This is a genomic window from Kocuria tytonicola (genome assembly GCF_003687175.1).
GTDB lineage: Bacteria > Actinomycetota > Actinomycetes > Actinomycetales > Micrococcaceae > Kocuria > Kocuria tytonicola.
Genome location: NZ_RDEX01000001.1, coordinates 1611674 through 1634195, shown reverse-complemented (window position 1 = coordinate 1634195; position 22522 = coordinate 1611674). Strand labels below are relative to the sequence as shown.

23 protein-coding genes and 1 tRNA gene are annotated in these 22522 nt (G+C 71.4%); 12 read left to right on the top strand and 12 right to left on the bottom strand.

Going from position 1 to position 22522, the window contains the following annotated elements:
- Nucleotides 1–27: 27 nt before the first annotated feature.
- Nucleotides 28–843, top strand: coding sequence for an Ltp family lipoprotein (locus EAE32_RS07405; protein WP_243635621.1), 816 nt, complete (start codon nt 28–30; stop codon nt 841–843).
- Nucleotides 844–920: 77 nt separating this feature from the next.
- Here EAE32_RS07405 and EAE32_RS07400 read toward each other — a convergent pair.
- The 3 genes from EAE32_RS07400 to EAE32_RS07390 all read right to left on the bottom strand — a co-directional run bounded on the left by EAE32_RS07400 (nt 921) and on the right by EAE32_RS07390 (nt 2795).
- Nucleotides 921–1006, bottom strand: a tRNA-Leu gene (locus EAE32_RS07400).
- Nucleotides 1007–1267: 261 nt separating this feature from the next.
- Entirely contained in the window at nt 1268–2023 is a 756-nt protein-coding gene (locus tag EAE32_RS07395; RefSeq protein WP_121864626.1) for an SDR family oxidoreductase, read from the bottom strand.
- A 46-nt stretch (nt 2024–2069) separates the two neighbouring features.
- Nucleotides 2070–2795: a beta-ketoacyl-ACP reductase gene (locus EAE32_RS07390; protein WP_121846552.1), complete on the bottom strand. Its 726-nt coding sequence runs from the start codon at nt 2793–2795 to the stop codon at nt 2070–2072.
- Nucleotides 2796–3009: 214 nt separating this feature from the next.
- Between EAE32_RS07390 and EAE32_RS07385 the strand changes: the two genes are divergently transcribed.
- From EAE32_RS07385 to EAE32_RS07370, 4 genes are read left to right on the top strand one after another with little or no spacing between them, the layout of a single operon-like run.
- Complete coding sequence (locus EAE32_RS07385) at nt 3010–3432, top strand: DUF3099 domain-containing protein (protein ID WP_121864625.1); 423 nt, start codon at nt 3010–3012, stop codon at nt 3430–3432.
- Between the two features lie 54 nt (nt 3433–3486).
- Nucleotides 3487–3825 (top strand): hypothetical protein, encoded by a 339-nt coding sequence (locus EAE32_RS12010; RefSeq protein ID WP_338067541.1) that lies wholly within the window; start codon nt 3487–3489, stop codon nt 3823–3825.
- Nucleotides 3822–4799 carry an SURF1 family cytochrome oxidase biogenesis protein gene (locus tag EAE32_RS07375; protein WP_243635619.1) on the top strand — a complete coding sequence of 326 codons (978 nt, stop codon included), beginning with the start codon at nt 3822–3824 and terminating at the stop codon, nt 4797–4799. The genes EAE32_RS12010 and EAE32_RS07375 overlap by 4 nt, the downstream gene beginning before the upstream one ends.
- Nucleotides 4800–4857: 58 nt before the next feature.
- Nucleotides 4858–5967, top strand: coding sequence for an alcohol dehydrogenase catalytic domain-containing protein (locus tag EAE32_RS07370; protein ID WP_121864623.1), 1110 nt, complete (start codon nt 4858–4860; stop codon nt 5965–5967).
- 171 nt (nt 5968–6138) lie between these two features.
- Here EAE32_RS07370 and EAE32_RS07365 read toward each other — a convergent pair whose 3' ends face one another.
- A complete protein-coding gene (locus EAE32_RS07365; protein ID WP_121845439.1) occupies nt 6139–7737 on the bottom strand; it encodes an ABC-F family ATP-binding cassette domain-containing protein in 1599 nt (532 codons plus the stop codon).
- Between the two features lie 230 nt (nt 7738–7967).
- Here EAE32_RS07365 and EAE32_RS07360 point away from each other — a divergent pair, with 230 nt between their 5' ends.
- The 4 genes from EAE32_RS07360 to ypfJ are packed head-to-tail and all read left to right on the top strand — an operon-like array spanning nt 7968 to nt 11024.
- Complete coding sequence (locus EAE32_RS07360; RefSeq protein ID WP_121864622.1) at nt 7968–8600, top strand: biotin transporter BioY; 633 nt, start codon at nt 7968–7970, stop codon at nt 8598–8600.
- Entirely contained in the window at nt 8601–9344 is a 744-nt protein-coding gene (locus tag EAE32_RS07355; protein WP_243635618.1) for an energy-coupling factor ABC transporter ATP-binding protein, read from the top strand.
- The gene (locus EAE32_RS07350; protein WP_121845437.1) at nt 9341–10072 is read left to right on the top strand and encodes an energy-coupling factor transporter transmembrane component T family protein; all 732 of its coding nucleotides are present in this window, start codon (nt 9341–9343) and stop codon (nt 10070–10072) included. The genes EAE32_RS07355 and EAE32_RS07350 overlap by 4 nt, the downstream gene beginning before the upstream one ends.
- Before the next feature lie 43 nt (nt 10073–10115).
- Complete coding sequence (gene ypfJ, locus EAE32_RS07345; protein ID WP_121845436.1) at nt 10116–11024, top strand: KPN_02809 family neutral zinc metallopeptidase; 909 nt, start codon at nt 10116–10118, stop codon at nt 11022–11024.
- Here ypfJ and EAE32_RS07340 read toward each other — a convergent pair.
- From EAE32_RS07340 to EAE32_RS07315, 6 genes are all read right to left on the bottom strand, one after another.
- A complete protein-coding gene (locus EAE32_RS07340; RefSeq protein ID WP_121864621.1) occupies nt 11021–12292 on the bottom strand; it encodes an alpha-hydroxy acid oxidase in 1272 nt (423 codons plus the stop codon). The genes ypfJ and EAE32_RS07340 overlap by 4 nt on opposite strands.
- 141 nt (nt 12293–12433) lie before the next feature.
- Nucleotides 12434–12790: a metal-sulfur cluster assembly factor gene (locus EAE32_RS07335; protein ID WP_121845434.1), complete on the bottom strand. Its 357-nt coding sequence runs from the start codon at nt 12788–12790 to the stop codon at nt 12434–12436.
- A gap of 35 nt (nt 12791–12825) precedes the next feature.
- Nucleotides 12826–13590 (bottom strand): Fe-S cluster assembly ATPase SufC, encoded by a 765-nt coding sequence (gene sufC, locus EAE32_RS07330; RefSeq protein WP_121845433.1) that lies wholly within the window; start codon nt 13588–13590, stop codon nt 12826–12828.
- 93 nt (nt 13591–13683) lie between these two features.
- Nucleotides 13684–14985: a Fe-S cluster assembly protein SufD gene (sufD, locus tag EAE32_RS07325; RefSeq protein ID WP_121864620.1), complete on the bottom strand. Its 1302-nt coding sequence runs from the start codon at nt 14983–14985 to the stop codon at nt 13684–13686.
- A gap of 1 nt (nt 14986) precedes the next feature.
- The gene (gene sufB, locus EAE32_RS07320; protein ID WP_121845431.1) at nt 14987–16462 is read right to left on the bottom strand and encodes a Fe-S cluster assembly protein SufB; all 1476 of its coding nucleotides are present in this window, start codon (nt 16460–16462) and stop codon (nt 14987–14989) included.
- On the bottom strand, nt 16459–17334 hold the full coding sequence (locus EAE32_RS07315) for a helix-turn-helix transcriptional regulator (RefSeq protein WP_481269008.1): 876 nt from the start codon (nt 17332–17334) through the stop codon (nt 16459–16461). Before EAE32_RS07315 ends, sufB begins: the two co-directional genes overlap by 4 nt.
- Before the next feature lie 126 nt (nt 17335–17460).
- Between EAE32_RS07315 and EAE32_RS07310 the strand changes: the two genes are divergently transcribed.
- The 3 genes from EAE32_RS07310 to EAE32_RS07300 all read left to right on the top strand — a co-directional run bounded on the left by EAE32_RS07310 (nt 17461) and on the right by EAE32_RS07300 (nt 20374).
- Complete coding sequence (locus EAE32_RS07310) at nt 17461–18459, top strand: ABC transporter ATP-binding protein (protein ID WP_207803860.1); 999 nt, start codon at nt 17461–17463, stop codon at nt 18457–18459.
- Nucleotides 18456–19256, top strand: coding sequence for an ABC transporter permease (locus EAE32_RS07305; protein ID WP_121864618.1), 801 nt, complete (start codon nt 18456–18458; stop codon nt 19254–19256). Before EAE32_RS07310 ends, EAE32_RS07305 begins: the two co-directional genes overlap by 4 nt.
- Before the next feature lie 92 nt (nt 19257–19348).
- The gene (locus EAE32_RS07300) at nt 19349–20374 is read left to right on the top strand and encodes a COX15/CtaA family protein (RefSeq protein ID WP_121864617.1); all 1026 of its coding nucleotides are present in this window, start codon (nt 19349–19351) and stop codon (nt 20372–20374) included.
- A gap of 94 nt (nt 20375–20468) precedes the next feature.
- On the opposite strand, the gene EAE32_RS07295 is transcribed toward EAE32_RS07300, so the two are convergent.
- Together EAE32_RS07295 and EAE32_RS07290 are read right to left on the bottom strand one after the other, a co-directional pair.
- Complete coding sequence (locus EAE32_RS07295; RefSeq protein WP_121845427.1) at nt 20469–21419, bottom strand: dihydrodipicolinate synthase family protein; 951 nt, start codon at nt 21417–21419, stop codon at nt 20469–20471.
- A 72-nt stretch (nt 21420–21491) separates the two neighbouring features.
- On the bottom strand, nt 21492–22388 hold the full coding sequence (locus EAE32_RS07290; RefSeq protein ID WP_121845440.1) for a heme o synthase: 897 nt from the start codon (nt 22386–22388) through the stop codon (nt 21492–21494).
- Nucleotides 22389–22522: the final 134 nt, after the last annotated feature.

The following is a 22522-nucleotide window of genomic DNA, read 5'->3' as shown; positions in this document are numbered from 1 at the left end:
CCGGCACACCCCACGAAAGGTGGCCCCGTGGCACACCCTCACTCTCGCTCGCTCCTCCTCTCCGGAACCGCCCTCGCTCTCCTGCTCCTGACAGGATGCGGGGCATCCCACACGGATGCTGCCCCGCAGGGCTGGCAGAGTTCCTCGACCTCTGCGGGCTCCGCGTCACCACACGCGGAGGACTCGTCCGCAGCACCGGCCGCACCCGCCGCGGAGGCAGCGACGACGGAGGGGACCGCCGAGTCCGGTACCGCGGGCTCCGACGGTGTGGGCGTTGCCGGACCGCCCTCGGAGGACCCCGCGACCGGCTCGGCGGACTCCACCGGGGAGAGCCGCGAGCCGGCCGAGGCGCAGGGCCCCGAGGCGTCGGGTGGGGCGTCCGACGAGGCAGGCCAGGCCGGTCACCGCTCCACGAGCGTGTCCCAGGACAGCGCGGTGCGCAAGGCACAGGAGTACCTCTCGTTCTCGGCGTTCTCCCGTTCCGGTCTGATCGAGCAGCTCGAGTTCGAGGGCTTCACCGCGCAGGAGGCCACGGCGGCGGTGGACCAGCTGTCCACCGACTACAACGAGCAGGCCGTGAAGAAGGCGGAGGACTACCTCTCCTTCTCGGCGTTCTCCCGCTCGGGTCTGATCAAGCAGCTCGAGTTCGAGGGCTTCACCCCCGAGCAGGCCGCCCACGGCGTGGACAGCGCCGCGCCCGACTACATGGCCCAGGCGGTCAAGAAGGGCAAGGAGTACCTGGACATGTCCGGGTTCTCCCGGCAGAGCCTGATCGAGCAGCTCACGTTCGAGGGGTTCACCCCCGAGCAGGCCGCCCACGGAGCGGACGCCAACGGACTCTGAGACCGGGGGCGCGCAGGCGCTGAATCGGAAACAGAAAGAACCCCGCTCGACCACTGGTCGAACGGGGTTCTTCTCCGTGCGCGAGGGGGGACTTGAACCCCCACCCTCTAATACGAGGACTAGCACCTCAAGCTAGCGCGTCTGCCTATTCCGCCACCCGCGCAGGTGTCCGGGCCTCAGCGTTCTTCCGGAGAAAAACCGTTGCGGCCCTCGGCAACGACAAGAAACGTACCACAGTTCCGCGGGCCGTTCGAACCGCGCCGGCGCTCCGGTTCGAGCCGCACGGTCCGGGCCGGTCCACCGGAACGATCGCGCGAAGCGGACGACGCCGCCGCACGCGGGCTCGCGTGCGGCGGCGTCGTCCGGGGCTCGAGCCGGGCGCGGTGCCCCACCACGGCAGGGCGGGGCACCAGGGTGCCGTGAGCTACTTGCCGGCCTGCGCGAGGAAGTCCTCGGCGCCGCCCACGAGTTCCACGTGGCCGGACTCGACGTCCGCGGTGACCATGGCGGCGATCTCGTGGGCGAACTCGTTGACCGTGTAGAGCTTGCCGGCGGCTGCGCGGCGCTCGTCCAGGGCGCCGGGGCGGGCCCGGTTGAGCAGGGTGGCGGTCACGGTGCCCTCGATCATGTCCGCGGAGACCACCACGAAGTCCACGCCCTTCTCGGCGAGCTCGGGAACCCGTGCGGTGAGGGTGTCCTCGCCGGCGCGCTTGGACCGGGCCACGGCCTCGTACTCGGGCATGGTCTCCACCTCGTTGATGAAGTGCGCCTGGTGGCTCGTCACGAAGACCACGCGGCCACCCTCGGGCAGCAGTTCCAGCGCCTCGGTCAGGGTGTCGTTCTGCGCGTCCCGGTTGAGCTTGAGCGCGTAGCCCTCCCCCAGCTCCGTCTCCATGCCGCCGGAGGCGTTGAGGATCAGCACGTCCACGCCGCCGAACTCGGAGACGGCGGCCTGGAACAGTCCGCTGCGGGACTCGGGGTCCGTGATGTCCGCCTGCACGGCGATGGCGCGGCCGCCGGCCTCCGTGATCTCCTTGACCATCTTGTTGGCCCGCGGGGCCTTCTGGCGGTAGTTGATCACCACGTTGGCGCCCTCGCCGGCGAGGATCTTGGCGGTGTCCGCACCCACCCCCCGCGAGGACCCGGTGATGACCACGGTCTTGCCGGCAACTGAGCTCATGCGTTCTCTCCTTCGAAGGGGTGTTCCGGGACCAGCAGGCGCGGGATCAGTGCCCCACGCCGAGTCCGCCGTCCACGGGGATGATAGCGCCGGAGACGTAGGCGGCGTCCTCCGAGGCCAAGTACTTCACGGCACCGGCCACCTCCTGGACGTGGCCGAAGCGGGCCGCGGGGATCATGGAGAGGTAGTTGTCCGTGACGTCCTCGGGCAGTTCGTCCGTCATGGCCGTGTGGATGTATCCGGGGGCCACCACGTTCGCCGTGACACCGCGGGATCCGAGCTCGCGGGTGATGGCGCGCGCCATGCCGATCAGCCCGGCCTTGGACGCCGCGTAGTTCGCCTGGCCGGGTGCCCCGGTGTAGCCCACCACGGAGGAGATGAAGATCACGCGGCCCTTCTTCAGGCGCATGAAGCCCTTGGTGGCGCGCTGGACCACGCGGAAGGCACCCGTGAGGTTGGTGTCCACCACGTCCTGGAAGTCCGCCTCCTTCATGCGGACCAGCAGGGCGTCCCTGGTGATGCCGGCGTTGGCCACGAGCACCTCCACGGGACCGAACTCGGCCTCGATCTCCTTGAACGCGGCGTCCACGGACGCGGAGTCGGTCACGTCCGCCTTGACCGTGCGGGCGCCCTCGGGGCCGTCCTCCCCGGAGCGGGAGGTGACCACCACGTTGTCACCGGCCGCCACGAAGGTCTCCGCGATGGCCCGGCCGATGCCGCGGTTGCCTCCCGTGACGAGCACGGTGCGCGCTGCCGAGTTCTGTTCAGACATGGTGGAACCTTCCGTGGAGGGCGGGCGCGGTCGGGGCACCGCACCCGGGGGATCGGGACGTCACAGCATCCTAACCGCCGCCTGACCTGGTGGGCTCCCCCCACTTGGGGCCGGTCCGCAACGGTGCCACAATGGTCAGCACGCTCCCAGTCACCGGTGGCAGGGTGAGCGCTCCGGAACATCCCCAGGAGATTCGTCGAAGGACCGGTTCCCCATCACACGTTCCCAGCACCAGACGCACGGCTCCACCGAGGTCCACTCGATCACCTCGGCGGCGGATCCGCACACCACGGACATGGCCCACCGGATGAAGGTGTACTCCGTGCAGATGGGCCTGCGCATCGTGTGCATCATCGGCGCGGTGCTCATCGACAACCTCTGGGTGCGCGTCCTGCTGATCGCCGGGGCGGCTCTGCTGCCCTGGTTCGCCGTGATGCTCGCCAACCGCGGCGCGGACCGCTCGGAGCGCCCGGGCTCCGCCTACCGCCCGCCCGCGGCCGTGGAGCTGCCCACGGTGGCGGAGACCCAGGACCGGGCCGCCGCTCCCGACACCGTGGTCGTGGACGCGGAGTACACCGTGCACCGGCCCCAGCGGGAGCTGCCCGCCCACAGACCCACGGCCACGCGCCGCAACTGAGGCAGCCCGACCTCTCGCCCGACCACGCAGGAACCTCTGGAGGAACGTCACACGGTGGAACTCGATCTGCTCGGCTCGCTGGACCCGCAGCGCCCGGCCCACTCCCCGGCGCCCGACGAACCGGTGGCGGCGCCGCAGGCCGTGTGCTCGCGCCGGGGCTGCGGGGCCCCGGCCGCCTGGAGCCTGTCCTGGAACAACCCCCGCGTGCACACCCCGGAGCGCCGCAAGGTCTGGCTCGCGTGCGACGAGCACCGCGCGCACCTCGCGGACTTCCTGGGCCAGCGCGGCTTCCTGAAGACGGTGGAGCCCTTCCACCAGCACGACGACGCCGCACGCACCCCGGGCGGGCACGGCGACGTCGTCCGCGGTGCCGGAACGGAGCGCGAGGAATGATGCGCCGTTACGGCTTCCTGAAGACCCCGGCATGGATCGGGTGGTTCGCCCTGACCTGCGTGGCGGCGGTGGTCTGCCTGTACCTGGCGCAGTGGCAGATGTCCCGCAACGACCACCTGGTGGCCGAGAACGCGAAGATCACCGAGAACTACGACGCCCCGGCCTACGACCAGGCCACGGGCGCCCCCCTGTTCGAGGACTACGACGACGCCAAGACCTGGCACCCGGTGCGGCTGCGCGGCACCTACGCGCCCGAGGACACCGTGGTGGTCCGCAACCGTCCGCACGACGGCCGGGTGGGCTACGACGTCCTCGTGCCCCTGCACCTGGACGACGGCACCGTGGTGGCCGTGGACCGCGGCTGGATCCCCACCGACAACTCCGCCAACGGCATGCCCTCGGCCGTGCCGCCTCCACCCGCCGGTGACGTGACCGTCACCGCCCGGCTGCGCCCCTCGGAGGGCGCCGTGGACCGCGGCGCCCCCGAGGGCCAGGCCGCGTCCATCGACCTGCCGGCCCTGAGCGCCTCGTGGGGCGGGCAGCTGGCCACCGGAGGCTACAGTGAGCTCGTCTCCGAGGACCCGGCGGTGCCCGGCACCCCGCAGGCCGGGGAACGACCGGAGGTCGCGTACGGCCCGCACCTGTCCTACTCCATGCAGTGGTACGCGTTCGCGGTCCTGGTGTTCGTGGCCTACGGCTACTCCGCCCGTCAGCACGTGAAGAACGAGGAGTGGGACCGCGCGTACGCCGCGGAGGTCGAGCGCCGCCTCGCCGCCTACTACGACGCCGAGGGCACCTACATCGGGGACATGGACGAGTCCCTCGTGATCCGCCAGCTGCAGATGGCCGACGACATGCCGGCCCACCTCAAGTCCCTCTACCGCCCCAAGCGCACCCGGGCCTCCTCCGGGCCCACCGCCGAGGACGAGGAGGACGCGCTGCTCGACGCGCTCGAGGCGCAGAACCGCCGATGAGCCGCCCGGGCGGCGTCGACCGCCCCGGCCCACCCCACCCCGTGACGAAGGAGTCGCCGTGAAGATCACCGCCGCCGTGCTGGAGCAGAGCGGACTGTCCCGCCCGTACGCCGAGACCCGCCCGCTGACCGTGCAGGAGCTGGAGCTGGACGATCCCGGCCCCGGCGAGCTGCTGATCCGGATCCGGGCGGCCGGGGTGTGCCACTCGGACCTCTCCGTGGTGGACGGCAACCGGGCCCGGCCCCTGCCCATGGTGCTCGGCCACGAGGCCTCCGGGATCGTGGAGCGCGTGGGGGAGGGCGTCACGGACGTGGCCCCCGGGGACCAGGTGACCACCGTGTTCCTCCCCCGGTGCGAGCGGTGCGAGAACTGCGCCACGGACGGCAAGCTGCCGTGCTCCCCCGGGACGGAGACGAACAACGCCGGTGTGCTGCCCGGTTCTGCGCTGCGGCTGCACCGCGGGGAGCAGGACGTCCACCACCACGTGGGGGTCTCGGGCTTCGCGTCCCACGCGGTGGTGAGCCGCCAGTCGGTGGTTCCCGTGGGCGCGGACGTGCCCGCGGAGATCGCCGCCGTGGTGGGCTGCGCCGTGCTCACCGGCGGCGGGGCCGTGCTCAACGCGGGGCGCCCCGCGGACGGGGACACGGTGATGGTCGTGGGTCTGGGCGGGGTGGGAATGGCCGCCCTGCTGACCGCGCTGTCCCTGGAGAAGGGGCCGGTGATCGGCGTGGACGCGAACCCGGAGAAGCTGGCCCGCGCCACGGAGCTGGGCGCCACGGCCGTTTACTCCCCCGACGAGCTCGCGGAGAAGGGCGTGCGTGCCGCCGTGGTGGTGGAGGCCGCGGGTCACCCCCGCGCCTTCGAGACCGCCGTGGCCGCGACCGCACCCGGCGGCACCACCGTGACCGTGGGCCTGCCCTCCCCCGACGCCCGCTCCACGATCGCGCCGCTCGGGTTGACCGCCGAGGCACGCACCGTCGTGGGCTCCTACCTGGGCTCCGCGGTGCCCTCCCGGGACATCCCGGTCTACCTGGACCTGTGGCGCGAGGGGAAGCTGCCCATCGAGGAGCTCATCTCCGAGCGGGTGGCCCTGTCCGAGGTCAACGAGAGCTTCGACCGCCTCGCGGACGGCCGCGCCGTGCGCCAGGTGATCCTCTTCGAGGACTAAGCCCCGACGACGCCGCGCGGGTCCTTTCCCCGTCCGCGGCCCGGCCCCTGCCGCCCTCCCCCGGACGGGCCGGGCGTGCCACGGGAGCAGGTACCGCCCGGCAGGCGGGATGCGGTGGCCCGGGCGGGGGTGCGGCGTCGTCCGCCGCGCGGTGTCAGGTGGGGCGTGGCCTCAGGCCAGGCTGATGAGGTCCTGGTACTCCTGGCTCCAGAGGTCCTCCACGCCGTCCGGGAGCATGACCACGCGCTCGGGCTCCAGCGCCTCCACCGCGCCCTCGTCGTGGGAGACCAGGACCACGGCGCCCTCGTAGCTGTGCAGGGCGTTGAGGATCTCCCGGCGGGAGGCGGGGTCCAGGTTGTTGGTGGGCTCGTCCAGCAGCAGCACGTTCGCCGACGACGCCACCAGCGTGGCCAGTGCCAACCGGGTCTTCTCGCCACCGGAGAGCACCCCGGCGGGCTTGTCCACGTCGTCCCCCTGGAAGAGGAAGGAGCCGAGGATCGTGCGCACCTGGGTGTCCGCGAGCTCAGGGGCCGCGGACTTCATGTTCTCCAGCACGGTGCGGGAGGTGTCCAGGGTGTCGTGCTCCTGCGCGAAGTAGCCCAGCTTCAGCCCGTGGCCCGCCACCACCTCGCCGGTGTCCGGCTCGGCCTGGCCCGCGAGCATGCGCAGCAGGGTGGTCTTGCCCGCACCGTTGAGACCGAGCACCACCACGCGGGAGCCGCGGTCGATCGCGAGGTCCACGTCCGTGAAGATCTCCAGCGAGCCGTAGGACTTGGACAGCCCCCTGGCCGTGAGCGGGGTCTTGCCGCAGTCCGCGGGCTTGGGGAAGCGGATGGCGGCCACCTTGTCCTGGACGCGCTCGCCCTCGATGCCCGCCATGAGCCGCTCGGCGCGCCGGATCATCTGCTGGGCGGCCACGGCCTTGGTGGCCTTCGCGCGCATCTTGTTGGCCTGGTCCATGAGCACGCCGGCCTTCTTCTCGGCGTTCGCGCGCTCGCGCTTGCGGCGGGCCTCGTCCTGCTCGCGCTGCTTGAGGTAGTTCTTCCAGGTCATGTTGTAGACGTCCACCACGCAGCGGTTGGCGTCCAGGTACAGCACCTTGTTGGTCACCATCTCCATGAGCCCCACGTCGTGGGAGATCATGAGCACCCCGCCCTGGTAGGAGCGCAGGAACTCGCGCAGCCACACGATGGAGTCGTGGTCCAGGTGGTTGGTGGGCTCGTCCAGCAGCATGGTGTCCGCGTCCGAGAACAGGATGCGGGCGAGCTCCACGCGCCGGCGCTGACCGCCGGAGAGCGTGTGCAGCGGCTGGTCCAGCACGCGCCCGGGGAGGTTGAGGTTGTTGGTGATGGTCGCGGCCTCGGACTCCGCCGCGTAGCCGCCGCCTGCGAGAAACTCGGACTCCAGGCGGTCGTAGCGGCGCATGGCCTTCGCGCGCACGGCGTCGTCCTCGGAGGCCATCTCCTCCTCGGTGCGGCGCAGCTTGGAGATCACGCCCGCGAGGTTGCGCGCGGAGAGGATCCGGTCCCGCGCGAGCTGGTTCATGTCCTCCACCTTGGGGTCCTGGGGCAGGTACCCGATGGAACCCGTGCGCGTGACCTCGCCCGCGGCGGGCAGGCTCAGCCCGGCCAGCACCTTGGTCATGGTGGTCTTGCCGGCGCCGTTGCGGCCCACCAGGCCCACCTTGTCGCCCCTGTCCACACGGAAGTTCACCTCGTCCATGAGCAGGCGCGCGCCCGCGCGCAGTTCGAGGTTCGTCACGGTGATCAACGGAGCAGGGCCTTTCGTGGGACGGTCGCACCACCGGTTCCGGGGCGTCCCGTGGGGCGACGCCGCGCGCGGCGGGCAGGGGCCGGACGGTGTCCGGGCAGGTGGGTGCCCCGTGTCAGCGGGGAACCTGCCCAGTCTACCCGGCGGTGCAAGTCGGGCCCCCTGGCCCGCCCGCTGCTCCCGGTGCTGCCACCGCGGGACGACGGCGCACGGCCACTAGACTGCACGGCATGACTGAACCCGCGCGCCCCTCCCCCGCCGTCTCCTCGTTCGACCTGGCGAACATCGCCGTCTTCGCCGCCCTGACCTGTGTCCTGGCGCTGGTCCCGGCGGTCCCGGTGGGGCCCCTGGGTGTGCCGATCACCCTGCAGACGCTCGCGGTGTTCCTCACGGGCATGGTGCTGGGTGGCTGGCGCGGTTTCCTGGCGCTCGCCCTCTACGTGGTGGTGGGGCTGCTGGGCGTGCCGGTGTTCGCGGGCTTCACGGGTGGCCCTGCGGTCCTCGTGGGACCGTCCGCGGGCTACCTGCTGTCCTTCCCCTTCGCCGCTGCCCTCGTGGGGTGGCTCTCCCACCGCAGCGTGCGGGTGGAGCGGGTGCGCCGCCGCGAGGGATCCAGCGCGGTGGACCCGGACCGTCGCAGCGCCCTGTGGGTCAAGCTCTTCGGTGCGGGTCTCGCCGGCCTGGTGCTCTCCCACCTCATGGGCATCGTGGGCATGGTGGTCAACGGCGGTCTCGCCCTGCAGGCGGCCGTGGTGGCGGACCTCGCCTTCATCCCCGGTGACGTGCTCAAGGCCCTGGTGGCCGCCCTCGTCGCCGTGGCCGTGCACCGCGCGTTCCCGCGCATGGCCGGGGCGGTCCTCTGAGTGCAGGCCCCGCCGCTGCCCGGGCAGGGGAGCTCGCTCACCTGTGACGGGGTCACCGTCGCGCTGGAGGGCCCCCGCGGTCCCGTGACCGTGCTGGACGGGATCTCGTGCGCGTTCACCGCGCCCCGCACCGCGGTGATCGGTCTCAACGGGTCGGGCAAGTCCACGCTGCTGCGGCTGTTCAACGCTCTGGTTCCTCCCAGCGCCGGGACGGTGCGCACCCACGGGGTGGACCCCGTGGCCGATCCCCGCACCGCCCGCTCCCTCGTGGGCTTCGTGTTCACGGACCCCGCCTCCCAGATCCTCATGCCCACGCCGCTCGAGGACATCGAGCTGTCCCTGCGCCGCGCGGTGGCCGACCGGCGGGAGCGTTCTGCACGGGCCCTGGACTGGCTGCGGCGCATGGGTCTGGCGGAGCGCGGCCACCACAGCGTGTTCGACCTCTCCGGCGGTGAGCGCCAGCTCGTGGCCCTGGCCGCCGTGCTCGCCGTGGAGCCGCGGGTGCTCGTCCTGGACGAACCCACCACCCTGCTGGACCTGCGCAACCGGCTGCGGCTGCGCGAACTCCTGGACTCCCTCCCCCAGCAGCAGCTCATCAGCACCCACGACCTCGATCTCGCCGCCACCGCCCAGCACGTGGCCGTGGTGCACGGCTCACGGATCACTGCGCAGGGACCTCCGGAGGACGTCATCCCCCGCTACCGCCACTGGTGCGCCCACGGCTTCCCGGACGACGCCGCATGAGCGGTTCCCCGGACGTGCGGGCGTCCCGGACCGGCACCGCCACTGCGCACGGTTCCCGCCCCCGCCGTCCTCGACCGCACTGTCCTCGCCCGCGCCGCCACCGTCCGCGCCGCTCTACCGGGCGCCGCGACGACCTGCTCGGCACCTACGTCCCCGGGCACTCCGTCCTGCACCGCTGCCCCCTGTGGCTCAAGGCGCTGCTCCTGCTCGGACTGGGTGCGGCGGTCATGGTGCTCCGGGCGTGGCCCGTGTCCCTGGGCATCCTGGTCCTGACCGCGGTGCTCTCCGCGGGCTGCGGGTTCGGGCTGCGGCGCTGGGCGGTCTCCCTGCGACCCCTGTGGTTCCTGGTGCTCCTGCTCTCGGGCTACCACCTGCTCACGGCAGGGCCGGCCCGCGCGGCGGACGTGGTGCTCTCCCTGCTGGCCGTGGTGGCCCTCTCCCGGCTGCTGCTCACCACCACGGAGCTCCCGCGGCTCGTCGACGGTCTCGTGGTGGTGTGCTCCCCCGTGCGCCTGCTCGGAGCGGACCCCGAGCGGATCGGGCTCGCCGTCTCGCTCATGATCCGCTCGGTCCCCTGGCTCTTCGGTGTCCTCTCCACCCTGCGCGACGCCGCCGCGGCTCGCACCGTGAGTCCCCGGGCCACGCAGCTCGTCACGCCCGCGGTCATCGCCACCGTGGACTACGCCCACCGCACCGGGGAGGCGCTCGCCGCGCGCGGACTCGAGTGAGCACACGACCGGTCACCGGTTGCCGTGCGCCTATGCTTCCCCCATGAGCTTCAACGACAACTCACAGCTGGACGGCGGCCGTGTCGGCACCGGGGGCGGCGGCGGACGCGGCATCGCCGTGGGAGGCGGGCTGGGCGGCGTCGTCATCCTGCTTCTCGCCGGACTGTTCTTCGGCCAGGACGGGATCGACGCGCTGACCGGCGGCACGCAGCAGCAGACCACGGGGACGCAGCAGGTGGACTCCGGTCTGGAGGAGACCTGCCGTACGGGCGCGGACGCCAACTCGGATCCTCGGTGCCGCATGGTGGCCACCGTCCAGTCCCTGGACCAGTTCTGGGGCGGGTACTACCCGCGGGTCACGGGCGAGAAGTACACGCTGCCCGAGGTCATGCTCTTCACCGGCACGGACAGCACCTCGTGCGGCCAGGCGTCCTCCGCCACCGGACCGTTCTACTGCCCTCCGGACTCCACCGTGTACCTGGACACCGGGTTCTTCGAGCAGATGCGCACCGAGTTCGGCGCGGACGCGGACGCCCTGGCCCAGGAGTACGTGATGGCGCACGAGGTGGGCCATCACGTGCAGCACCTGCAGGGCACGCTGGGCCGGGCGCAACAGGACCCCCACGGTGCCAGCTCCGGTGCGGTGCGCACCGAGCTGCAGGCGGACTGCTACGCCGGGATGTGGGCACACCACGCCACGGAGTCCGGCGGGGCGGTGCAGCTGCAGCCGATCACCCGCGCGCAGCTCTCGGACGCCATCGAGGCGGCCGGTGCCATTGGCGACGACCGGATCCAGGAGTCCACCCGCGGCCGCGCCAACCCGGAGTCCTTCACGCACGGCACCTCGGCCCAGCGCCAGGCGTGGTTCCTCACCGGCTACCAGACCGGGGACATCAGGACGTGCAACACGTTCGGCGCGCGGAACCTGGACCACCCGGAGGGGCTCTCCTAGACCCGGCTCCCGCTCTCCCGGCGGCTGGTCTCCTGGTGGCTGGTCTCCGCACGGGGCAGCCATGGCGCACGCATGCACTCCGGGCCGAGGTCCGCGACGGTGGCCGCGCCCATCAGAAGCATGGCGGTGCGGATCTGCTCCTCCAGCAGCTCGATCACGCGGGTGACCCCCTGCTCGCCCCCGGCCATGAGGCCGTAGAGGTACGCGCGGCCGATCAGCACGAAGTCCGCACCCGCGCACAGACCGGTGACCACGTCCGCGCCGGACATGATGCCCGAGTCCAGGATCAGGGGGACGTCCGGGCCCACCTCGTCCCGGATCTCCGGCAGGGCGGTCAGCGCCACCGGAGCGCGGTCCAGTTGCCGGCCACCGTGGTTGGACACCACCAGGCCGTCCGCCCCCACGCCCAGGGCACGACGCGCGTCCTCGCGGGTGAGGATGCCCTTCACGAACAGCTGCCCGTCCCAGTTCTCACGGATCCACGCGAGGTCCTCCAGGTTCAGCCCGGGGTCGAACATCGAGGAAATGAGGTTCGCGAGCGATCCGGAGGTGTCCGAGAGGGACGCGAACTTCAGGGAGTCCGTGGTGAGGAAGTTGAACCACCACTCGGGCCGGTAGGAGGCGTCCAGAACGGTCTTCGGGGTGAGGCGCGGCGGAATGGTCATGCCGTTGCGGGTGTCCCGCAGCCGCTGACCCGCCACGGGCGTGTCCACGGTGACCAGCAGCGTCGTCGTGCCCGCGGCCTTTGCCCGCTGCAGCAGGTCCAGGGACGCCGAATGGTCCTTCCAGAGGTACAGCTGGAACCAGCGCTGGGCATCCGGCGCGGCGTCCCGGACCTCCTCGATGGAGCGCGTGCCCATGGTGGACAGCGAGAACGGGATGCCCGCGCGGGCGGCCGCGCGCACTCCCCCGATCTCCCCCTCGGAGTGCATGAACCGGGTGAACCCGGTGGGTGCGATCCCGAACGGCAACGCGCTGCGGTGCCCGGCAATCTGCATGCTCAGGTCCGCGATGGCCGTTCCGTGCAGGATGCGCGGCAGCAGCTCCACGGACTCGTACGCCTCGCGGCTGCGGCGGTAGGTGAGTTCCTGGCCCGCGGCACCGTCCACGTAGTCGAAGGCCGGCCTGGGCGTGCGACGCCGCGCAATCCGGCGCAGCGCCTCGACGTCCGCGGCCTTCGCGAGCCGCGCCGCACGGCGGTCCGGGTTGAACGAACCGAACTGCATGAGGGGCCGGAGCTCGGAGAGCTGGGGCAGGTGGCGTCGCATGGGTCCTCCGGTGGTCGCCGAACGGGAACATTTGTCACCCTCCACCCTGGCGCGCGAGCGGTCCGAGCGCAATGACGAACGGCACGGCACCGACCGCGGGGTCGTGTGCCGTGCCGTTCGCCAGTGTCCGGGGACGGGACCTCAGATGTTGAAGCCCAGGGCCCGCATCTGGTCGCGGCCGTCCTCCGTGATCCGCTCCGGACCCCACGGGGGCATCCAGATCCAGTTCACGTGCCACTCGTCCACGGCCGGGGACAGGTTCTGGGCCACCTGCTCCTCGATGACGTCCTGCAGCGGGCACGCCGCCGTGGTGAGCGTCATGTCCAGGCGCAGGGAGTCGTCGTCCTGGTACTCCAGGCCGTAGAGCAGGCCCAGGTCCACGATGTTGACGCCCAACTCGGGGTCGATCACGTTCTTCAGCAGGTCCGTGACCTCCTCGACCGAGGCCTGGCCCCGGGGGCCGGTCTCCGCCGTGGCGGTGTCGGTGGAATCGCTCATGGCGTTCTCCTCGGAGTGTGGTGTGCGCCGGACGCCTACTTGGCGGCGGCCTGCACGTAGCGGTCGTAGCCCTCGTTCTCCAGGCGCTCGGCCAGCTCGGGGCCACCCTGGTCCACGACGCGGCCGTCGGAGAACACGTGCACGAACTGCGGCTTGATGTAGCGCAGGATGCGCGTGTAGTGGGTGATGAGCATGATGCCGGTGTTGTCCTCGGCCAGGGCACGGTTGACGCCCTCGGACACGATCTTCAGGGCATCCACGTCCAGGCCGGAGTCGGTCTCGTCCAGCAGCGCGATCTTCGGCTTGAGGATCTCGAGCTGAAGGATCTCGTGGCGCTTCTTCTCACCGCCGGAGAAGCCCTCGTTCACGTTGCGCTGCAGCATGTCGTTGTCGATCTTCAGCTTGTCCATGGCCGCGCGGACATCCTTGGTCCACGTGCGCAGCGAGGGGGCCTCGCCGTCCACCGCGGTCTTCGCGGAGCGCAGGAAGTTGGAGGTGGTCACGCCGGGGATCTCCACGGGGTACTGCATGGCCAGGAAGAGACCCGCGCGGGCGCGCTCGTCCACGGACATCTCCAGCACGTCCTGCCCGTCCAGCGTCACGGACCCGGAGTCCACCTGGTACTTGGGGTGGCCGGCGATCGTCGACGCCAGGGTGGACTTGCCCGAGCCGTTGGGGCCCATGATCGCGTGCACCTCACCGGAGTTGATGGTGAGGTCCACGCCCTTGAGGATGGGCTTGGTGGACTCGTCGTCCAGGATGACGGACGCGTGGAGGTCCTTGATCTCCAGAGTTGACATGCGGTGCTTCTCCTTGGGTTTCGTGGGCACCGGCCCGCTCTCGGGCGCGGTGCGGAATTCTCTGTCTCGGGGACGACGGCGCTGGGCCGGTTCTCAGTTCTCGGTGCGGGCGAGCTCGTCCTCCAGGGACGCGCGCAGCTGCTCCTCGAGCGCCTCGACGCCCACCTGCTGGATGATCTCGAACAGGAAGCCACGGACCACCAGGCGGCGGGCCTGGTCCTCCGGGATCCCGCGGGACATCAGGTAGTACAGGTGCTCGTCGTCCAGCTGCCCCGTGGTGGAGGCGTGCCCGGCGCCGGCGATCAGACCGGTCTCGATCTCGAGGTTCGGCACCGAGTCCATGCGCGGACCGTCGTTGAGGATCAGGTTCCGGTTGAGTTCGTAGGTGTCGGTGCCCTCGGCCTCGGCACGGATGAGGACGTCCCCCACCCACACGCCGTGGGCGTTCTCGCCCTGCAGCGCGGACTTGTAGGTCACGCGGGAGCGGCAGCGCGGCACGGAGTGGTCCACGAACAGCCGCGACTCCAGGTGCTGGCCGTCGTCCACGAACGTGAGGCCGTACATCTCCACGTCGCCGCCGGGAGCGGTGAAGCGGGTGGACGGGGTGACCCGCACGAGGTCACCGCCCAGGCTCACGAGCACGTGCTTGAACGTGGCGTCACGGCCCAGCTGCGCCTGCTGCGAGGAGGCGTGCACGGAGTCGTCCGTCCACTCCTGCAGGGACACCACCGTGAGGTTGGCCCCGTCCGCCACGGCGAACTCGACGTTCTGGGCCAGCACCGCCGTGCCCTGGTGGCGCAGCACCACGAGGGCACGGGAGTTGGTTCCCGCCTCCACGACGACGTGCTGGGCCGCAGGCTCCTCGGAGTCGCCGGTGATCGTCACGATCACGGGCTCCGCCACCTGGGCGTCGGCCGGGACCGAGACCACGGTGGCCTCGGAGAACGAGGACCACGCGTTCGCGGCCACCCGGTCCTCGGGAATCCCCGCCGAGCCCACGCGCGAGTCGTCGCGCGGCACCGAGGTGACCTGCACGGCGTCGTCCCCGGAGACGGAGACGGTGGGCGCGGGGCCCTGCAGTGCGGCCTCGTCGAGCCCGCGCAGGCGCTTGATGGGCGTGAAGCGCCAGTCCTCGAGCTTGGTGCTCAGCGGCGGGAAGTCCGCGACGTCGAAGGAGCGGGTGCGGCCGGCGCGGGAGGAGTCCGGAGCCGCCGAGCCGTCACCGTTCACGGCACCCTTGAACTCGGGCTCACCGGCCTGGTTGCGGCCCTCCTGGAGGGTCTCGCCCTCCTGGCTCATGCCCGGGATGGCCACGCGGTCCTCACCCGTGGGGACCCCGTTCACCTGCTCGTCGGCGTCCTGTGCGTTGCGGGCGCTCTGTTCAGTGGTGGACATATCAGCCAACGGATCCTTCCATTTGCAGTTCGATGAGACGGTTCAGCTCGAGCGCGTACTCCATGGGCAGCTCGCGGGCGATCGGCTCCACGAAGCCGCGCACGATCATGGCCATGGCCTCGTCCTCGGGCATGCCGCGCTGCATCAGGTAGAACAGCTGCTCCTCCGACACGCGGGAGACCGTGGCCTCGTGGCCCATGGTGACGTCGTCCTCGCGGATGTCCACGTACGGGTACGTGTCCGAGCGGGAGATCGTGTCCACCAGCAGGGCGTCGCACACCACGTTGGACTTGGAGTGCGTGGCACCCTCGCGGACCTGGACCAGGCCGCGGTACGCGGAGCGGCCGCCGTTGCGGGCCACGGACTTGGAGACGATCGAGGAGGACGTGTTCGGGGCGATGTGCACCATCTTGGACCCGGTGTCCTGGTGCTGGCCCTCACCGGCGAAGGCGATGGAGAGGGTCTCACCGCGGGCGTGCTCGCCGGTCATGTAGACCGCCGGGTACTTCTGGGTGACCTTGGAGCCGATGTTGCCGTCCACCCACTCCATGGTGGCGCCCTCGTGGGCGATGGCGCGCTTGGTCACCAGGTTGTACACGTTGTTGGACCAGTTCTGGATGGTCGTGTAGCGCACGCGGGCGTTCTTCTTGCAGATGATCTCCACCACGGCGGAGTGCAGCGAGTCCGTCTTGTAGATCGGCGCGGTGCAGCCCTCGATGTAGTGGACGTAGGAGTCCTCGTCCGCGATGATCAGCGTGCGCTCGAACTGGCCCATGTTCTCCGTGTTGATGCGGAAGTACGCTTGCAGCGGGATGTCCACGTGCACGCCCTTGGGCACGTACACGAAGGAGCCGCCGGACCACACGGCCGTGTTCAGCGCGGCGAACTTGTTGTCGCCCACGGGGATCACGGTGCCGAAGTACTCCTCGAAGAACTCGGGGTGCTCCTTCAGCGCGGTGTCCGTGTCCATGAAGATCACACCCTGGGCCTCCAGGTCCTCGCGGATCTGGTGGTACACCACCTCGGACTCGTACTGGGCGGCCACGCCGGCCACCAGGCGGTTGCGCTCCGCCTCGGGGATGCCGAGCTTCTCGTACGTGTTGCGGATGTCCTCCGGCAGCTCCTCCCAGGAGCCCGCCTGCTGCTCCGTGGAGCGCACGAAGTACTTGATGTTGTCGAAGTCGATCCCGGAGAGGTCCGCGCCCCACGTGGGCATGGGCTTGCGGTCGAAGAACTTCAGGCCCTTCAGACGCAGCTGCGTCATCCAGTCCGGCTCGCTCTTCTTGGCCGAGATGTCCCGGACCACTTCCTCGTTCACGCCGCGGCGCGCGGAGGCGCCGGCGTCGTTCTTGTCGGCCCAGCCGTACTGGTACTGGCCGATCCCCTCGAGCTCCGGGTTCATCTCCAGGATCTCGGAAATCGTGGTGTCGCCTGTCATGCTGCCCGCGTTCTCCGCGGGCACGATGCGCTCGGTCATGACAACCCTCCCTGTCGTGCGGTTGTGTGGTTGGTGGAGTTCGTGTGGCCCGCGCGCAGCTGCAACGGGACGTGTGTGGTGCAGACGTGGGCGCCGGCCGCCATGGTGGACAGCCTGCGGACATCCACGTCCAGCAGCTGCGAGATCAGCTCGGTCTCCTGCTCGCAGAACTCGGGGTACTCGTTCGCGATGTCCTGGATGGGGCAGTGCCCCTGGCACAGCTGCGCCGAGCGCAGGGCCACGCCCTTGGGACCTCGCGGGGTCACGGTGGTGTGGGAGGCCACGAAGCCGTCCCGGCTCATGGCGGCGCTCAGCGCGTTGAGCCGGGCCTCGACGTCGGACCCCGCCGCCTCCACCTGGGGGAGGTAGCGCTCGCGCCAGCGTCCGATCTCCTCGGAGACGAACCTGCTCACGAGCTCGTCGCCGCCCGCGCGGCCCATGGTGGCCAGCGCCCGGCTGGCGAGGCCGCTGTAGTCGTGCCCGAGCTGCTCGTGCCCCCCGGGGGCCACCACGTAGCGTCGTGCCGGGCGACCTGCTCCGGACCGAGAGCCGCGGACCATGGAGACCTCCACGATCTGCTCCGCCTCCAGGGCGTCGAGGTGGCGGCGCACCGCGGCGGGCGTCAACCCGAGGTCCTTCGCGATCTGGGCGGCGGAGATGGGCCCGTGGGCCAGCACCAGCGAGAGCACCCGCGAACGGGTGGTGTCATCCTGGTCCGTGCGGCCCGCGGCGGCGCGGTCCGTGGCAGGTGAACTCATGCTCAGTGCAACATCCTTCGGCGGCGTGTGCGGGTGAGAGGGAATGGAGCGGCGGCTGCCGGTCGTTCCCGGTCCTGCCCCGGAGGTGTCTCCGCGAGCTGGGACGCAATACATAACGAGGGTATGCCGTTATCCATTCCCGGCCAAACGGTCCTCCGCCGGGAACGGGGGCTGGGAGAGCCCTGGCAACTGGGCCGTCGTACCGGGTCCCGGCGGGTGCGTGCGTTCTAGACTGTCCGGGTGCCCACGCAGTCCGAGTCCCAGACCTCCCGCACCAGGCCCCCCGATCCCGACGCCGCGGCGCTGCGCGTCAGCGACCTCGTCAAGACCTTCGAGGGGCGGGGCGAACCGGTCCACGCGGTGCGCGGGCTGAGCCTGGCGGCGCACGCCGGGCGGATCACGGCCCTGCTCGGGGCCAACGGCGCGGGCAAGACCACCACGCTGCAGTGCGCCCAGGGGCTCCAGCGCCCCACCTCCGGCACCGTGCGGCTGCTCGACGCGGATCCGTGGCGCGCCTCTCCGGACCTGCGCGCGCGCGTGGGCGTCATGCTGCAGGACGGCGGACTCCCCCAGGCCGTCCGCCCCGGTGAGTTGCTACGGCACGTGAGCCGCCTCTACGCGGACCCGGCCCCGGTGGACGAGCTCGTGGGCGTCCTGGGCATCGGATCGTTCCTCGGCACCCCCGTGCGGCGCCTGTCCGGCGGACAGAAGCAGCGGGTGGCGCTCGCGGCGGCCCTCGTGGGCCGCCCCGAGGTGCTCTTCCTGGACGAGCCGTCCGCGGGGCTGGACCCCCGCTCGCGGCAGCTGGTCTTCGACCTGGTGCAGCGGCTGCGGGACCAGGGCACGTGCATCATCCTCACCACCCACCTCATGGACGACGCCGCCCGGCTCGCCGACTACGTCTACATCGTGGACCGGGGAACGGTGGCCGTCCAGGGAACCGTGGCGGAGCTCGTGAGCGCCCAGCGGGATGCCCCCCTCGTGATGAGCGTGACCCTTGCCCCGCAGCACGCGGCCGCCCTGCGGGCGGACCCGCCGTGGCGCAGCCCCGGCTTCGCGGGGGTCGAGTGGACCGTGAAGGACCGCACCGTGACCCTCAGCGGTCCCCTGACCCCGGAGCTCGTGCGTGAGATGACCGCGTGGGCCACCCGGGACGACACCCTGCCGGAGGCGATGAGCGTGCAACCCCGATCACTGGAGGACGTGTTCCTGGAGGTCTCCGGGCGGGATGCCCGATGAGCGCCCCGGCGCAGACCGCGGCGTCCGGCCCCGAGCCCGCGGGGCGGCGTCGTGCCGCGTCCCTGGCCCGGCGCGTGCTGGCACAGGCACGCTTCGAGACCATGACCATGGTGCGCAACGGGGAGCAGCTGCTGCTGCTCGTGATCCTGCCGGTCCTGGCGCTCGTGGCACTGACCGCCACGGACCTGCTGGATCCCTACCGCACGGGAGACGCCTCACGGGCGGACGTGGCCGTGCCCGGCATCCTGGTGCTGTGTGTGCTCTCCAGCGCGTTCTCCGGGCAGGGCATCCAGACCGGGTTCGACCGGCGCTACGGCGTGCTGAGGTACCTCTCCACCACTCCCCTGGGGCGCGGCGGGCTGATCGCGGGCAAGCTGCTCGCGATCCTCGCGGTGCTCGCCCTGCAGTACCTCCTGGTGGCCGCCGTGGCCCTGTGGCTCGGCTGGGACCCGTCCCCCGGCGCCGTGCTGAGCTCCCTGCCCCTGCTGGTCCTCGTGGCGCTCACCTTCACGGGGCTGGGGCTGCTCATCGCCGGGACCCTGCGCGCCGAGGCCACCCTGGCCGTGCTCAACGTCGTCTGGGTCGCACTCGCGGCCGGTGGCGGCGTGATCTTCCCCGCCGCCTCCCTGCCCGGCTGGCTCTCGTGGCTCGTGGGCTGGCTGCCGTCCGCCGCGGCCGGGGACGCGCTGCGGGCGTGCTTCCTGGAGGGCACCGTGCCGGTCGCGTCCGTGATCGTGCTGGCCGTGTGGGCCGGGCTCAGCTGGGCGGCCACGGTCAAGTGCTTCAAGTGGGTGTGAGGCCCGCCTCCTGCCCGGTTTCCCAGGGGATTCGCACGCGCACGTCGCTACACTGGGAGGGTCCCGTCCCGACTGCCCCTGGATGCTCCGCCATGTCTGACACCGCACCCCGTCTCGCCACCGATTCCTTCTGGTGGCCGCGCACCGTGACCCCGTGGGTGCGCGGACTCGCGATCGCGTCCCTGCTGGCGAACACGCTGCTCGTCTTCACGGGGGGGCTCGTGCGGCTCACCGGCTCCGGTCTGGGCTGCCCCACGTGGCCGCGCTGCACGGCGGACTCCTGGACCAACACCTCCGAGATGGGCATCCACGGCGTCATCGAGTTCGGCAACCGGCTGCTGACCTTCGTGCTCACGGTCGTGGCGGTGCTGACGTTCGTGTCCGTGCTGCGGCTGCGCCACTCGCACCCCAAGCTCTTCCGGCTCGCCCTGTACCTGCTGATCGGCATCCCCGTCCAGGCCGTGGTGGGCGGCGTGCTCGTGCACCTGGACCTGCACCCCCTCCTCGTGGGCATGCACTACTTCCTCTCCGCGATCATGATCAGCCTCTCCACCCTGCTCGTGCTCAACACGCGGCGCGAGGGTCTCTCCGTGGTGGCCCACGACCAGCGCCCCGGTCAGCTCCACGGCCAGGAGAAGCTCGTCCGTGCGCTCGCCGTGGTCACCGGTCTGATCTCCGCCGTGATCCTCTACCTGGGCACGCTCGTCACGGGCACCGGCCCCCACGCCGGGGACCAGGACAGCGCGCGCCTCGCGTTCGACTCCGTGGACATCGCGCGCGCCCACGCCGTGCCCGTCTACCTGCTCACGATCACCGTGGTCGCGGGGATTGTGCTCTGCACCGTGAAGTCCCTGCCGCGTGTGCTGCGCACCGCGTACGCGGTCATGGCGCTGGTGATCGTGGCGCAGGGTGCCGTGGGCTACTACCAGTACCTGCACCAGGTCCCGGTGCCCGCGGTCTCCCTCCACATGGTGCTCTCCGCGGCCCTCATCTGGGCGGCCACGCGCGTGGTGTCCATCAGCTTCTACCTGGCCGCCGACTCGCACGAGCACGCCGCTCCCGTGGATCTGGGCGGCGCCGCCACGGCTCCACTGGGAGACGTCCAGCCCGTTCGCTGACGACGCCGCGCTCCCCCGCCAGACGCCGTCCGTCACCCCCGGCAGGCCCCGGCGACTGCTGTGGCCCCGGAGGGTGCCACGGCCCCGGTGACCGCTACGGCACCGGCGGGTGCTGCGGCCCCGGCACGTGCTGGGGCGAGGACGACGGCGCCGCGTCCCGCAGCCGGGCCACGGCCTCCGCGAGTGCCCGCTTCCCGTGCGAGGGGATCGGGAGCAGCGGCCGTCGCGGCGCCCCGGTGCGCACACCGCAGACCTCCGCCAGGGCGTAGAGCACCGACAGGGGCCGCTCCCGGCCCATGAGCTGCATGAGCGGCCGCAGGGCCTCCGCCCACGCGACGGCCTCCGCCTCGCGTCCCTCGAGCACCGCACGGTGGTACGCCACGAACTGCGGAGCGAGCAGGGCCGCCATGCCGCTGTGCCACGCGGCCACGGGGTGCTCGTCCACGATCAGCTGGTCCCGGCTCACGCCGTGCACGGTCCCCGGCTCCGCCTGCTGGGCGAACAGCAGCTGCCGGGAGTGGAACAGGCGCCCCGAGCTCGCGGTGTCCTTGAACGCCACGACGCTGTCCAACCAGGAGAGCTCCGCCGCGAGCTCCACGGGATAGGTGAAGCCGGTGGTGGAGGGGTTGTTGTAGAGGCACAGCGGGAGCGAGACCGCCGAGGCCACGGTCTCCACCTGGTCCGCGATCTCCGGGGACACCAGCGGCACGTAGCTCACCGGGCTCAGCACGAGACCGTCCGCGCCGTTGTTCTCCGCGGAGTAGGCGAGCTGCAGCACCTCTCGGGTGGTGACCGCCGAGATCCCCACCCCCACCGGTGTGCCGGAGCCCGCGGCCGCCCGTACTGCGGTGCGCACCACCTCGGCCCGCTCGTTGGCGTCGAGGTACGCGAAGAGCCCCGAGGTCCCGAGCACCACGATCCCGTCCACCCCGCTGCGCGCGAGGGTGGCCACGCTGCGCTCGAGGCTGTCCAGATCGAGGGCCCCGCCCGGGAGGAGCGGGGTCACGGGGTAGGCGGTGACGCCGGAGAAGGTCATGGCGAGCATGACCACCAGTTTAGGTGACCCTTACCCGCGGGGCGGACCGGGCGGCGTCGTGCGCCCCCACGCGGCCACGTGTCAGAGGAGGGGACCGCCCACGAACGGGTCCAGGGCCACGCCCACGAAGACGAAGGTGATGTAGGCGATGGACGCGTGGAACACGTACATGGCCTGCTTCAGCGTGGGCCGCCCCGTGCGGGCGAGGCCGTGGAGCTTGTGGCAGTGGTAGGTGAACCAGGCCCCGGAGACCAGCGCGATCACCGCGTAGACCCAGCCCGCGCCACCCACGGGAACGAGCAGCAGGGAGCAGATCACGGTGGCCCACGCGTAGAGCACCACCTGGGCGCCCACCGTGCGGGCGGTGTCCACCGCACCCAGCATGGGGACGCCGGCGCGGGAGTAGTCCTCCGCGTACTTCATGGACAGGGGCCAGTAGTGCGGCGGGGTCCACAGGAAGATGAACGCGAACAGCACGAGCGCGGGCCACTCCAGGGTGCCGCGGACGGCGGCCCAGCCGATGAGCACGGGCATGCAGCCGGCGATCCCGCCCCACACGATGTTCTGGGCGGTCCGGCGCTTGAGGATGATCGAGTAGAACACGGCGTAGAGGGCGATGGCCACGACGCCCAGGACGCCGCACAGCACGCTCACCCCCAGGGTGAGCCATGCCACGGCCACCACGGAGAGCACCCACGCGAACACGAGGGCCTCGCGGTCGCTGACCTCGCCCGTGACGAGGGGCCGCTTGGCGGTGCGCCGCATGAGCCGGTCCTCGTTGCGGTCGATGTAGCAGTTGAACGCCCCCGCGGCCCCCGCCGCGAGGGCGCCGCCCACCAGCGTGTTGAGCACGAGCCACAGGGCCGGGACGCCCTGCTGGGCGAAGAACATGGTGGGGATCGTGGAGACGAGCAGCAGCTCGATGATCCGGGGCTTCGTGAGCGCCACGTACGCCCTGACCTTGCGGCCCGCCGTCATGGGCCCCTCGTACCCCACCGGGGCGACCTCCGCGATCCGCGTTCCGGTCACTCCGTGCCGGTGCGACGCGGGGGACCCGGAGGACTCCGGGTGCGTGGCGGTGTCGAGGTGGTTCACGGAATCAGTGCTCCAAA